12 protein-coding genes are annotated in these 14,325 nt (G+C 40.6%); 7 read left to right on the forward strand and 5 right to left on the reverse strand.

Going from position 1 to position 14,325, the window contains the following annotated elements:
- Nucleotides 1-50: 50 nt before the first annotated feature.
- The 5 genes from gldL to topA form a co-directional block, all read right to left on the reverse strand.
- Nucleotides 51-836, reverse strand: a complete 786-nt coding sequence (gene gldL, locus K1X56_01260; protein MBX7093322.1) for a gliding motility protein GldL — start codon at nucleotides 834-836, stop codon at nucleotides 51-53.
- An 87-nt stretch (nucleotides 837-923) separates the two neighbouring features.
- The gene (locus tag K1X56_01265) at nucleotides 924-2,366 is read right to left on the reverse strand and encodes an SUMF1/EgtB/PvdO family nonheme iron enzyme (GenBank protein MBX7093323.1); all 1,443 of its coding nucleotides are present in this window, start codon (nucleotides 2,364-2,366) and stop codon (nucleotides 924-926) included.
- 103 nt (nucleotides 2,367-2,469) lie between these two features.
- The gene (locus K1X56_01270) at nucleotides 2,470-3,417 is read right to left on the reverse strand and encodes a type IX secretion system membrane protein PorP/SprF (protein MBX7093324.1); all 948 of its coding nucleotides are present in this window, start codon (nucleotides 3,415-3,417) and stop codon (nucleotides 2,470-2,472) included.
- 139 nt (nucleotides 3,418-3,556) lie between these two features.
- Nucleotides 3,557-4,732 carry a formimidoylglutamase gene (locus tag K1X56_01275; GenBank protein MBX7093325.1) on the reverse strand — a complete coding sequence of 392 codons (1,176 nt, stop codon included), beginning with the start codon at nucleotides 4,730-4,732 and terminating at the stop codon, nucleotides 3,557-3,559.
- 3 nt (nucleotides 4,733-4,735) lie between these two features.
- Nucleotides 4,736-7,216 (reverse strand): type I DNA topoisomerase, encoded by a 2,481-nt coding sequence (gene topA / locus K1X56_01280; protein ID MBX7093326.1) that lies wholly within the window; start codon nucleotides 7,214-7,216, stop codon nucleotides 4,736-4,738.
- 201 nt (nucleotides 7,217-7,417) lie between these two features.
- Between topA and miaB the strand changes: the two genes are divergently transcribed.
- The 7 genes from miaB (at nucleotide 7,418) to groL (ending at nucleotide 14,202) form a co-directional block, all read left to right on the forward strand.
- On the forward strand, nucleotides 7,418-8,854 hold the full coding sequence (gene miaB / locus K1X56_01285) for a tRNA (N6-isopentenyl adenosine(37)-C2)-methylthiotransferase MiaB (GenBank protein ID MBX7093327.1): 1,437 nt from the start codon (nucleotides 7,418-7,420) through the stop codon (nucleotides 8,852-8,854).
- A 13-nt stretch (nucleotides 8,855-8,867) separates the two neighbouring features.
- A complete protein-coding gene (locus K1X56_01290) occupies nucleotides 8,868-10,121 on the forward strand; it encodes a sigma-54 dependent transcriptional regulator (GenBank protein ID MBX7093328.1) in 1,254 nt (417 codons plus the stop codon).
- Nucleotides 10,118-10,612: a hypothetical protein gene (locus K1X56_01295; protein ID MBX7093329.1), complete on the forward strand. Its 495-nt coding sequence runs from the start codon at nucleotides 10,118-10,120 to the stop codon at nucleotides 10,610-10,612. The genes K1X56_01290 and K1X56_01295 overlap by 4 nt, the downstream gene beginning before the upstream one ends.
- Nucleotides 10,612-11,808 carry a tetratricopeptide repeat-containing protein gene (locus K1X56_01300; GenBank protein MBX7093330.1) on the forward strand — a complete coding sequence of 399 codons (1,197 nt, stop codon included), beginning with the start codon at nucleotides 10,612-10,614 and terminating at the stop codon, nucleotides 11,806-11,808. The genes K1X56_01295 and K1X56_01300 overlap by 1 nt, the downstream gene beginning before the upstream one ends.
- A gap of 2 nt (nucleotides 11,809-11,810) precedes the next feature.
- Nucleotides 11,811-12,128: a preprotein translocase subunit SecG gene (gene secG, locus K1X56_01305; GenBank protein ID MBX7093331.1), complete on the forward strand. Its 318-nt coding sequence runs from the start codon at nucleotides 11,811-11,813 to the stop codon at nucleotides 12,126-12,128.
- Nucleotides 12,129-12,274: 146 nt separating this feature from the next.
- Nucleotides 12,275-12,550: a co-chaperone GroES gene (locus tag K1X56_01310; protein ID MBX7093332.1), complete on the forward strand. Its 276-nt coding sequence runs from the start codon at nucleotides 12,275-12,277 to the stop codon at nucleotides 12,548-12,550.
- Between the two features lie 11 nt (nucleotides 12,551-12,561).
- Entirely contained in the window at nucleotides 12,562-14,202 is a 1,641-nt protein-coding gene (groL, locus tag K1X56_01315) for a chaperonin GroEL (GenBank protein ID MBX7093333.1), read from the forward strand.
- The last annotated feature ends 123 nt before the right edge of the window (nucleotides 14,203-14,325 follow it).

Genomic DNA, 14,325 nt, shown 5'->3' on the forward strand with positions numbered 1-14,325 from the left:
TCAATTGTTTTGGTTGTTCAACAAACATTGAATTACATCGGGAGACGGAATTAACCGCGAGCTCCTGTATTGATGTTCATGGCAGCAAGCATGTTGCCGTAAATAGTATTCAGAGCAGACAAGTTACGAGCAAGGTCGGACATGTTCTCTTTGTACTTCTTAGTATCATCTAATGAATCGTGCAGATTTTGCATTAATTCATTGATACCGGAATACAATTTCTGAGTTGACTCAAGATGAGAAGATGAACCTTTCAATTGCATTTCGTAAATGTTGTTCAATGCAGAAAGATTAGTAGAAAGTTTTTGCATTTGCTCACCGAATGATTGTCCTTCAGCTTGTGTGCTGGTAAGACCCATTAATGATTCAGATGCTTTTACATACGATTCAGAAAGTTTTTCAACTTTTTGAGAAGCACCTTTCAGGCTATCGATGTATTCATTTGTTGCAATAGATGCGTTAGATACGTCACCAATTTTGTGTGTTGCATCCGTTAATGAACGTAATCCTGTTCCAAGGCTTTGGATCAATTCAGGTTCAATTTTGGCTTCTTCAAGCATCTTGTCGAGCTCTTCAGTTACCGATCCTTTTTTCTCCACTTTGTGATGTTGTGCACCATGCTCATGTTCGTCGTCCATGTGACCTAATGCGAGTTCAGGGTAAACAAGTTCCCACTTCGGATCTTCATGAATCGGTTCAAACGCCGAGAAGATAAAGATAATTGCCTCAGTCGACAGACCGATTACAAGCATCGCTCCAGCACCCGGCCAGTGCATAATTTTAAACATCGCTCCAACGATTACCACGGCTGCACCAAATCCGTACAGCTTGGCCATGAATTTTTTCCACGCTTTGCTTCCTGGTTTCATAGTTTTTCTTGCTTTTATTTGGTTTTACATTGTTTGATTGCTACTTCAAGGGTATTATTTTGCCTCCTCATCCTGGTTAGGACCGCCACGACCGAGATAAGTCATAACACAACGGAATCCTACGTATGATTTAGCCGAATCCTGGTATTCGAATGAACGGCTACCGGTTTGCAGATAATAAGCGATGTCTTTCCAAGAACCACCACGAATTACCTTACGTTTCATACTTGGCGGATCATGGTCTAATGCATCATATCGATACTCTGTATTTAAATCGTGAGCGAATTCGTAAACCGACTCATCATAGGCTGTTTCGCACCACTCAGATACGTTTCCGGACATACAGTACAGACCATAATCATTAGGATGGTAAGAAGTGATTTTCACGGTGTGGAAACCACCATCTTCCATATAGCGACCACGCATTGGTTTAAAGTTTCCTAAGAAACACCCGTGTGCGTTACGGATGTAAGGACCTCCCCATGGGTAAGGACTTAAATCCAGACCACCACGTGCAGCATATTCCCATTCAGCTTCTGTTGGTAAACGGAAGTCCTGAACATAGAAATCGCCATTGCTTTCTAACCAAGAGTTCAATAATTGGGTTCTCCAAACACAGAATGCTTTTGCCTGAACCCAGGTAACTCCTACTACCGGATACTCATCATAAGCCGGATGCCAGAAATACATATTGGTCATCGGGTCGTTGAATGAATAGGTAAAGTCGCTAATCCAGCACAATGTATCAGGATAAACGTTGATGATTTCTTTAATGATAAAGCGTGAACGATCGGTATGACCACGGATAGCATTGTTTTGCCCCTTTTTGTTGCGGTAACCCAAATCTAAGTCACGACCAACCGGTTCTTTGGTAATGGGATCTTCCGGGTTGGAAAGTGTACGGTGCTCCGGATCTTCCGGGTTCTCTTTAATATTGTAACGTCCCTTTTTAGCAGCTGCCTGAAGGTCGATCCAATAGTATTCGAACAACAATTTACGCACATCGAATTCTTTACGGCGATAGTAGCGTTCATGATCCGGTAGATACATTTCGGACAAAAGCGGCATGTAGTCCTCATCGAAATAACGAAGACGAGTGGACCAATTTAAATCCCATTCACTTTGATCCAATTCATTCATTTCGTCATCATAACGAGGATTGAGGAATTCATCTGGGAAATCTTCTGATAATTTACGACGAGCGATTGAATCTCGTACATAGTAAACAAACTGGCGATACTCATTATTCGAGATCTCAGTTTGATCCATATAGAAAGCCTGAATCGAAACAGTTTTCGTGCGATTGGTATGCGCCCAAGGCACATCCTGATCACTGGCTCCCATATTGTATGATCCCGCCGGGATATACAACATTCCGTACGGTGTATTCTGATACCAAGCTGGACGCGGGATAACTCCTACGAGCTCTCCGTTGTTCCCTTGTGAACAAGAAAACAGCGTAACTACAATTGCTGAATAGAACAACAACTTTTTCATGCTACCTCCATTAATTTATTAAACCCCCACAGGTTCCAACCTCCTGAAATCGGACCACCATGGAATGCTTTTAACGCTTTCAATTCCTTTTGAGTTACAGAAATTATAAAAATCTTACAGTTTTGGACTTCTGAAGTGTTGGAACAGGCACCACATTAAAGCAGTAACTCACCATAAATTCATGACTTCCTTTACTATAATTCTTAATCTCGCTGGTGGTTACATCGTATGAGTAACCAATTTTAATCATACCTGGCATTTTTTTCGGATCGCCAATGGCTTGTTGATATCCTAACATAGGTACAATTGCATCTTTAATACGGTAGCTCAGACCTCCCCAGAACATATTTCTCCAAAGGACATTCGCGTTGATGTCAACCTGAGTTGAAGTAGCATCAGATTCCAAACGCATAGATGGGCGAATCATAAAATCTGCATTTGAAGGCAGTGTCCAATCATATCCCCCCATGAGGTAGTAGTGACGAACATTTTTTACGTTCAGATTCTTAAGATCAGTTTCCGTTAAATGGGTTGCTGATAAACCGGCATACCAATCGTTGGCTTTATAATAAACCCCTAATCCAATATCATAAGAACCTTGGCTGTAGCTGGCTCCATTATTAGGAATGGCATTATCTAAAGACGGATCGGTTATAGCTACCCATTGTGGGTTTAAGGAAACATTCATAAACCCAATGGAAATACCTCCACCAAGAATACCTCCCTTAACTGGCTGGTGAAAAGAATAATTTAACCGAGCCGAGAAATTATTGAAAAATCCGATTTTATCGCTGTATAAAGATAAACCTAAACCACCGTGAAGCATTTTAACCGGACCATGAGCATTAAATAAAAATGTTGAAGGCGCACCGGTAAAACCTGCCCATTGCTGACGGAAAAACCCGGTAGCACAGATTTTGTTGTCAATTCCTGCATAAGCCGGATTGATCGATAAACGATCAAACATATACTGCGAGAACTGATAGTCCTGCTGTGCATAGGAAACCATTCCTGTGAACAAGCATGCTGCAGAGAGTAAAATTTTCCTCATAAAGTAATTTACTTTATTCTTTTTTTCGGTTTAGTATGGATAGAATACTCCATCCAAAGTCCGGTAAAGTTAAAGAAAAATTAGTCTGGAAAAAATTTTTGGTAACATTTTCACAGGATTTTGAACAATCCTTTAAGATTCAAGACAACTTCTGGTAAGTTTTCCACCACAAATCTGGCATCTCACCCTCGGAAGCAGTCTGATAATCAGCATATGAGCAAGGAACCATGTGGTGGCGCTCAAATTTAAGTCGTTTGTCGGGCGGGTATGGAACGTCCATCCACCAGCGGTCTGAACGGTTACTTTTATAAAAAATAATCTCGTGGTCGGTGTTAACCCCGGCAACCCGGTATTTTGTAAACAAGGCTTTATCCCCTATCGGATAGTCTTTTTTACGGTTATAGTAACCATCCATAAGGTACCAAATCATCTGGGCTACCAAATGTGAAGTTTGTCCCCTGCTATCGAGTTTAGGATTTAATTCGTAAAAACCGGCTGAAGTCAGTTTATCACTCATTCCGGCATAGCGGCACATTTGGCAAGCTTCCTCTCCAAATAATCCGTTGGGGCTTGCATTACCATTTCCGGGCGCTTCCGAAAACCTGAGTGCGCCGATATCGAAACTCAACACGTCTGCATTTCTAATTAAGGGTTCCGTTTGGGTGATGTCCTTACGGATTTCGCCAAGACGAAAATTATCGAAATACAATTTATCCATCAGATCCAGCGTCTTTGCATCCGAAAAATGAGTTTGCAAAGCGATATTACAGTAATTGAATAAATAATTCGGTTGGTGTAAAATGATTTTTCCCAAATAGGTTCGGGATGAAATTTCTTCCTCAATGGCACCTAAATCCAATCGTGAATCGATGGTGACCATATTTACCGTCTGCTCCAGTTTTTCATAGGCAAGATAATTGGCGTAGGTCAAATCCTGACTCCCACCTATGATGATTGGAAAAATATTTCGCCGAATTAAAAATGCGAGGGATTGCGATAAAGCATACCAGGTATCTTCAATGGTGGCTCCTGCTTTTATATTTCCGAGATCAGCAATTTTGGGTTGGTAACCCGACAAGGCTAATGCGTATAAATATTTCCGTACCTGATCTGCACCTGAAGCACAACCCTGGTTGTTATAAGCCAAACGCTCTTCATGAACTCCTATGATGGCAATTTCAATCCCTTCCAAAGATGGAAAACCGGAAGCATTGTGATAATCGACACTCTTGGCAAGCGTATCGTTTAATAAATTTTCTTCCGGAATTGATTCGGGTATAAAACCCGGCTCAAAGAAGATTGAAATATCCTTCATTGGTTATTTGCGCTTTTTCGCTGATTTAACTGAAGTGCTTTTCTTTTTTACGGTTGTTGTCTTTTTTACTGCAGTTTTTGCGGAAGCTGACTTCTTACTTACCGTTTTTTTTGCGGTCGATTTTTTTGGCGTCGCCTTTTTTGCTGCTGCTTTCTTTACACCAGTGCCAGTACTCTCTCCAGCTTTTAATTTTTTAACCTTGGTTTCTCCGGCTAATTCTAAACACTTCTCCAGCGTAAGGTCAGTTGGTTCAATATCTTTTGGAATACGTACATTTTTACGTCCCACTTTAATAAACGCTCCCCATCTTCCTTTCAATACTTGCACTTCCTTATTTTCAGGGAATGTTTTTATTGTACGTTCTGCATTCGACTTCCGTTTTTCTTCCAACAGCTGTAGCGCTCTTTCAAGCGTGATGGTCATTGGGTCATCCCCATCTGCTTTTTTCAAGGAAGCGAAAACGCCATCGTGACCTACATATGGACCGAATCGTCCGACGCTTGCAACTACTTTTTTACCATTGGATTCTCCCAGCGTACGAGGAAGTTTGAAAAGATCCATTGCTTCGGCGAGGGTGATCGTACCTATACTTTGTTCTTTACGCAAAGAAGCAAAACGTGGTTTTTCTTCATCATCTGCATCACCTATCATTACCATTGGTCCATAACGACCAATTTTCACCACTACTTTTTTCCCGGTCTCCGGATCTTTACCTAATTCACGTTCACCTGTTGCGCGGTCAGATGTCTCTAAGGTTTCCTCCACATCTTTATGAAATGGTCCGTAAAAACGGCGAATCATTTCATTCCATTTCAACATCCCCTGAGCAATATCATCGAACTCTTTTTCTACAGAAGCAGTGAAACTAAAATCAAGCACATCACCAAAGTTCTTTACCAGAAAATCATTTACAACAATTCCTATATCGGTAGGGAATAATTTCCCCTTTTCAGCTCCGGTATTTTCTGTTTTTATCTCTTCAGAAATTTTCCCCTTTTTCAGTGTGAAAACATCATAATTTCTTTTTACGCCTTCACGTTCTTCACGAACTACATAGCCGCGCTTTTGAATGGTAGAGATGGTTGGTGCGTAAGTTGATGGTCGGCCAATACCTAGTTCCTCTAACTTTTTCACCAAACTTGCTTCAGTATAGCGAGCAGGGTGATGCGTGAATCGTTGAGTTCCGGTGATTTCAGAAACATCTAATGCTTGTCCAACTTTCATTGGAGGCAACATGGATTCATTTTCCTCCTCGGTATTTTCATCGTCGGTTGACTCTAAATATACTTTTAGAAAACCATCGAATTTAATTACTTCACCCTGTGCAATAAATTGTTCGGTTGTAGTGGAAATTCCAATGGTAACCGTGGTTTTTTCCAATAATGCATCTGCCATTTGAGAAGCTACGGTTCTCTTCCAAATCAGTTCATATAATTTTTGTTCTGATGCATCACCCGGAACAGTCTGCTTATCGAGGTAAGTTGGACGAATGGCTTCGTGGGCCTCTTGTGCTCCTTTGGATTTTGTCTGGAATTTGCGAGGATTAGAATACTTAGCACCATATAATTTGGTGATTGCATTCTTTGCTCCATCAATAGCTGTATCGGATAAATTTACGGAATCGGTACGCATATAAGTAATGAACCCTGCCTCGTATAGTTTTTGAGCAACGCTCATGGTACGGGCCACCGACATTCCGATTTTACGTGATGCTTCTTGTTGTAAAGTAGATGTTGTAAATGGTGCGGCTGGAGAACGTTTGGCAGGTTTAGTCACCAAATCGGCCACTTTGAATTTTGCATTCGTACATTTTTCCAGAAAATCAAGAGCGTCTTTTTTCTTGGTAAAACGCTTATTTAATTCTGCTTTCACCAGGTGCTTTCCATCCACTAAAAAGACACCAACAAATCGATAAAATGTCTCTGCTTTAAAATCGTTAATCTCCCTTTCACGATCTACGATAATACGTACTGCAACCGATTGAACTCGTCCCGCAGAAAGCGAAGGTTTCACCTTTTTCCATAAGACTGGAGATAATTCAAATCCCACCAAACGGTCCAAAACCCTTCTAGCTTGCTGTGCATCAACCAGATGTTTATCAATTTTCCGCGGATTTTTAATCGCGTTTTGAATTGCCGGTTTAGTAATTTCATTAAATGTAATACGCTTGGTACGGGAATCGGGTAACTCCAACGCCTCTTTCAAGTGCCATGAAATTGCCTCTCCTTCCCGGTCCTCATCCGTTGCTAACCAGATGATCTCTGCATCTTTCGACAACTTTTTGAGTTCGGTAATAACCTTCTTTTTATCTTCAGAAACCTCATAATGAGGTGCAAATCCTTTATCGATATCAATGGACAAACCATTTTTAGCCAAATCACGAACGTGACCAAAGCTTGATTTTACGATATAATCTTTTCCTAAAAACCCCTCGATGGTCTTAGCCTTTGCAGGCGACTCCACAATCACCAGATTTTTTGCCATGCGTTAAAATAATTTCAAAATTGAGACCCCTAACCAGCCGGTCAGGGGTGCAAATAAAGCGAAAAGGAAAATTGAAAAAAAACACCTTGCCCCGCATTTTTTTTTAAACGTCTGATTTAGTGGATCTAAAAATATCCTGTCATTTTGACATATACCTTATAATGCTTATCTTTGCCTCCTTAATTTTTACAAGACTTTACGATGGCAGGGAATGCTGAACATATGATGGAGGAAAGTCGCCAGGGCGAGGCGATGGTATTAGAATCGAGCACATCGAATCCTAATAATGGTAAAAAATTACTTCTGGAAAGCTACGGATGCCAGATGAATTTTTCGGATTCGGAAATAGTTGCATCTATATTAGTGGGTGCCGGGTTTAGCACTACCCGCGATGCCGACGAAGCCGATGTGGTTTTAATAAATACATGTGCCATTCGCGATAATGCCGAGCAAAGGGTAAGAAACCGGTTGCAGGAATTCCATAGCAAAAAACGAAATAAGCCCTCGTTGGTAGTTGGCGTTTTAGGCTGTATGGCGGAACGATTAAAATCGAAATTACTCGAAGAAGAAAAGCTGGTGGACATTGTTGTTGGTCCGGATGCCTACCGGGATCTACCGCAATTAATAGCACAAGTTGAAGGGGGTCAAAAAGCCGTTAACGTTTTACTTTCCCGGGAAGAAACCTATGCCGATATCAACCCGATTCGATTAGATAGTAATGGTGTATCGGCCTTTGTTTCTATTATGCGGGGTTGTGATAATATGTGTTCATTTTGTGTAGTACCTTTTACACGAGGAAGAGAGAGAAGCCGCGATCCGGAATCCATTGTTCACGAAGTGAAATACCTGTTTGACCAGGGCTACCGCGAAGTGACTTTGTTGGGCCAGAATGTAGATTCCTACAAATGGAATATGAACGGGAAAGGAGAAATCCTTGACGCCTCTAAACCTACTTTAAATTTTGCCGGCTTATTGGCGAAAGTAGCAGAAGTATCACCCCTTTTACGAGTACGCTTTTCTACCTCACATCCAAAGGATATGACGGATGAAGTTTTAGAAGTAATGGCTGCATATGAAAACATTTGCAAATACATCCATTTACCGGTTCAATCCGGAAATTCTGAAATTCTAGAAAAGATGAACCGGGGCTATAGCCGTGAATGGTATCTGGACCGCATAAAAGCTATTCGCCGGTATATGCCGGATTGTGCGATTTCTACCGATATCATAACCGGTTTCTGCAGCGAAACTGATGAGCAGCATAAAGAAACGATTTCACTGATGGAAGAAGTTAAATATGATTTTGCTTACATGTTTAAATATTCTGAACGTCCGAAAACCCTTGCGGAAAGAAAATTTGAGGATGATATTCCTGAAGAAATTAAAAATAAGCGTTTGACTGAAGTGATCGAGTTGCAACAACAACACTCCCTGCTCAGTAATAAAAAAGCTGTAGGAAAAGTTCACCGCGTTCTTGTAGAAGGAGTATCAAAACGTTCGAAGGAACATTTATACGGACGTAATACCCAAAATACAGTAGTTGTTTTTCCTAAAGAGAATTACAATAAAGGTGAGTATGTAAACGTCTTAGTAGAAGAATGCACCGCAGCAACCTTAATGGGCAAAGCGGTAAAATGACGGAAGAATGAATTTGCAAAATATTACCAGCATAAAACAACGGTTTGGAATTATAGGTAATTCTCCATTGCTGAATCGTGCCATTGAAGTTGCCTCTCAGGTTGCTTCTACCGATTTATCCGTTTTGGTAACGGGAGAAAGCGGTACCGGTAAGGAAATAATGCCTCAGATTATTCATAATCTTAGTCCACGAAAACACGGTCCGTACATCGCCGTAAACTGCGGAGCCATTCCGGAGGGAACCATTGATTCGGAATTATTTGGTCACGAAAAAGGTGCATTTACAGGTGCTCATGAATCGCGGAAAGGGTATTTTGAGGTGGCCAATACGGGTACCATTTTTTTAGATGAAGTAGCAGAACTTCCTTTACAAACACAAGCGCGGTTATTACGCGTTTTGGAAACCGGAGAATACATTAAAGTTGGTTCTTCGAAGGTGATGAAAACGGATGTCCGCATTATTGCAGCAACCAATGTGAACATACCCGAAGCCATCCGGAAAGGAAAATTTCGCGAAGATTTATATTATCGTTTAAATACTGTTCCGATTTTTATTCCTTCACTTCGTGAGCGAAAGGATGACATTCAATTATTGTTTAGAAAATTTGCTTCAGATTTTGCTGAAAAATACCGGATGCCAGCCGTAAAATTAAATGACGAGGCCATGCATTTGTTAAGCAATTACTCCTGGCCGGGAAATATTCGTCAATTAAAAAATATAGCGGAACAAATCTCCGTCATTGAAACGGACCGCGAGATAAACGCCGTGCAGTTAAGTCAATATTTACCAAAAGAAACAGCAGGATTACCTGCCGTAGTTGGATTAGGTGGAAGTGCGTCTGAAATGAGTGAGCGGGAAATTCTATACAAGATCATTTTCGATATGCGCAGTGAATTGAATGATTTAAAATCGGTGGTGGTAGATTTAATGCAGGGGCGAAATCCCGAAATGAACTTTAATACCGAAAGTAGTCCACTTGTAAAACGCATATTGAATGATGCTGAAAACGGCAACATTGCTGTAGAAGGCACCATCTCCCGTCCTGTAGTTGCCAATCCGATTGTCCATTCGAACATGCCTCATTTTGCAGAAGAGATTGAAGAACACGAAGAGGTGGAGGAATCGCTTTCGCTGGAGGAAAGGGAAAAAGATCTGATTAAGAAAGCACTTCAAAAGCATCGCAACAAGCGCAAACATGCGGCTGAAGAATTAGGAATTTCTGAGCGGACATTGTATCGAAAAATTAAAGAGTATAATATCAAGTGAGAATATTTCTTTTCATATTGATAATTGCTTTAGAAAGCTGTTCGGTAAAATATTCCTTTACCGGAGCGGATATTCCACAGGAAGCAAAAACCGTGAGTGTTGCATTTTTCCAAAACAATGCTGCACTGGCTGGTCCAAACGTTCCTCAACTTTTTACTGAATCGTTAAAAGATATTTTTATTTCCCAAACCAAACTTAACCTTGTACGCCAAAACGGAGATCTTCAATTTGAAGGAGCAATTACCGGATATGATGTGCGTCCGATGGCCATTCAGGGAAATGATGCTGCTGCGTTAAACCGTTTAACCATGACGGTCAACGTCCGTTACGTGAATCAATTTGATTCCAAGAAAAATTTCGAGCAGAATTTTACTCGTTTTGTCGATTTTCCTTCAACCACAGATTTAACCAGCAATGAAGAATCACTGGTAGGTGAAGTAAACCGACAATTGGTACAAGATATTTTTGACCGTTCATTTGGAAATTGGTAATGAATAAAGATCAGTTCATAGCGATGATTAAAGGGGATGGCCATCCACAAATTAGCCATTACCCGGCTATTTCCATGCTAAGTCATAAATACCCCTGGAGTCAGGCCATACAAATTGTAAAGACCCGGATATTGCATGATGAAAAAAGCACGGAATATCTGGAGCAATTAAAACTTACTTCTGCATTAACATCGGATCGAAAGCAGTTGTATCGTTTTATCATGCAAAAAGCATTGGTTGAAAAGCTGATTGCGTTGGATGAAGAAATCACAACTGAACTCAATTCGGAAAGTGAAATAAAAGAAATCCCGGAAAATGAAAGGGTGATCAGCACCGTCTCCTCCGAAGTAGAACCTTTACATTTCAAATTAAGTGATGATATCCTCAAGGAGGAATCTGAGCAACCTGATTTAGAAAACAATGAAAAAATAGGTACAGGTGACGTCACTCAGAAATCAACTAATAATTTAGTTGTTGTAACTAAAGATATTCTTGAAGAATTAATCGAGCGAAAAATTAATGAGGTTATTGTTCCCGAAAAGAAAGAAAAGGAACAAGAAATTAGTTCATTACCTGTTCAGGAAGAATTCCATTCAACCGAAGCATCAGAGGAAATAATAATTTCGAATGAGGCTGCAGAAAAAGAAAATATTGCAGAGCACTACGATGATTTGGAAAAGCAATTTTTATGGGAGGCCGTAAACGCGACCATTCAGGTGGACGTGATGAAAGATTTGGAGAAGTTACCGGAATTAGAAGTTGAAAATCCCATAGAATCGCCCAAAATTCAAACTTTACGTCCGCAAAAACCAAGCGAAAAACCAAGTGTGGAAGAGTCATTTAATTGGGAACAACCTCATTCTTTTTTGAATTGGCTTGTGCCTAAAAAGGAGGATTCCGAAGGCAAAAACAACATCCCGGTTGAAGACCTTGTAGAGCAATTTTTGAAAAATGATCCTAAAATTACCCCTCAGAAAGTGGAGTTCTACACCCCCGGAAATGTAGCAAAACTATCGATAGCCGACAACGAAGACTTTGTTTCTGAGACACTTGCGAGCATTTACGAGAAACAAGGTTATTATGCCAAGGCGATTCGGGTATATGAAAAATTAAGTTTGAAAATTCCAGGAAAATCCGCTTACTTTGCGTCCCGCATTAAAGAGCTGGAATCGCTTAAAAACAATAAAACAAAATAATAATGGCAACTATTTTTACAATCCTTTTGATTTTGGTATGTGTACTAATGGTTTTGATCGTATTGATTCAAAATCCAAAAGGTGGAGGTATTAATTCCGGCTTATCCGGTGCAAGTCAGATGTTAGGTGTAAAACAACAAACTGACCTCGTTGAAAAATGGACCTGGTATTTAGCGGTTGGTCTGGTGGTTCTTTGCCTGATCAGCACTCCGATTTTACATGGAAATACTTCCGGTGAAGAGCAAAAATCGATTGAGACAGAAGTTCCTGTACAAGGTATTCCTCAAGGTGGTATTAACACTGCTCCCGGAGTAAAATAATTCGCCGATTAATGAAATTAAAATGTCAGTGTGTCGCAAGCACTGACATTTTTGTTTTATACCACTGACAAATCATCCTTGATCCAATCAATTTTTATGATTGGAATGATTTCTGAGTATTGATTGCACTATAAAATCGAATAAAAATGTCACTGAACGTAAAACCCATTGCAGACCGTGTTCTTATTGAGCCGGACGCAGCAGAAACAAAAACCGCTTCCGGTATTATTATTCCTGATACCGCGAAAGAAAAACCAATGAGAGGAACCGTAATCGCTGTTGGGGCGGGTAAAAAAGATGAACCGATGACCGTAAAGGCTGGTGATAAAGTTCTTTATGGGAAATATTCCGGTACAGAAGTAAACATCGACGGGAAAGATTTCCTGATTATGAAGGAGAGTGATATTTACGCAATTATCTAAAACATAAAAAAATGGCATCGAAAGAAATTTCTTTTAGTACAGAAGCTAGAGAAAAACTTAAAAAAGGCGTTGACGCATTAGCAGATGCAGTTAAAGTAACGCTGGGTCCTAAAGGACGAAACGTGGTAATTGATAAAAAATTCGGAGCGCCGCACGTTACCAAGGATGGTGTTACGGTTGCAAAAGAAGTTGAGCTTTCAGACAAAGTTGAAAACATGGGTGCTCAACTTGTTCGTGAAGTAGCTTCTAAAACAGCGGATATTGCAGGTGACGGAACTACCACAGCAACTGTACTTGCGCAAGCGATTGTTGCAGGTGGATTAAAAAATGTTGCAGCAGGTGCAAATCCGATGGATTTAAAACGTGGTGTGGACAAAGCAGTAATTGCAATTATTGCCGAGCTGAAAAAAATCTCTAAAGAAGTTGGAGATGATATTTCCAAGATTGAACAAGTAGCGACCATTTCCGCAAATAACGATCACGCCATTGGAAAACTGATTGCAGAAGCAATGGCAAAAGTGACGAAGGAAGGTGTAATTACTGTTGAAGAAGCAAAAGGAACAGAAACAACCGTTGATGTGGTAGAAGGTATGCAATTCGACAGAGGTTATTTATCTCCGTATTTTATTACTGATCCCGAAAACATGGAAGTTGTATTGGAGAATCCTTACATTCTGATTACCGATAAAAAGGTTTCCAGCATGAAAGAACTTCTTCCGATACTGGAGAAAAGTATTCAAACCGGAAGACCGATGCTGATCATTGCCGAAGATGTAGACGGAGAAGCTATTCAAACATTAGTGGTGAACAAACTTCGCGGCGCCTTAAAAATTGCTGCAGTTAAAGCTCCGGGATTCGGCGACAGAAGAAAAGCCATGCTTGAAGATATTGCTATTCTTACCAATGGAACAGTGATCTCAGAAGAGCAAGGTTATAAACTTGATATGGCCGATTTAAGTCACCTCGGTATTGCAGAAAAGATTGTTATTGATAAAGACAATACCACCATTGTAAATGGTCAGGGCGAAAAAGAAGCGATCAAAATGCGCATTGCTCAAATCAAAGCACAGATGGAGCAAACCACCAGTGACTATGATAAAGAAAAACTCCAAGAGCGTTTAGCAAAACTTGCAGGTGGTGTAGCCGTACTTTATGTTGGTGCAGCAACCGAAGTTGAAATGAAGGAGAAAAAAGACCGCGTAGAAGATGCGCTTGCAGCAACCCGTGCAGCAGTAGAAGAAGGAATTGTTCCCGGCGGTGGAGTTGCGTACATCCGTTGTTTAAGTGCGCTCGACAATCTCAAAGGTGAGAATGAAGATCAAACTACCGGTATTGCCATTATTCGCAGAGCACTTGAAGAACCACTCCGTACCATTGTTGCCAATGCAGGCGGTGAAGGATCTGTAGTGGTAAACAAAGTGAAAGAAGGAAAAGATGATTTCGGTTTCAATGCCCGCACAGAGCAATATGAAAATCTGCTAAGCGCAGGAGTTATTGATCCTACTAAAGTAAGCCGTGTTGCACTTGAGAACGCTGCCTCTATTGCCGGTATGATTTTAACTACAGATTGCGTTGTTTCGGAAATTGAAGAAGAAACACCTGCTATGCCAATGGGCGGAGGAATGCCCGGTGGAATGGGTGGAATGATGTAATCAACTAAATAATTAGTTATAAAAAAGGGCGATCTATTGATCGCCCTTTTTGTTATAACACTTTCATCTCAACGCGGCGATTAAATTCATGCTCCTCTTCGGAACATTTTACACCGTTTTTAC

The sequence above is a fragment of the Flavobacteriales bacterium genome, assembly GCA_019694795.1.
GTDB lineage: Bacteria > Bacteroidota > Bacteroidia > Flavobacteriales_D > UBA2798 > UBA2798.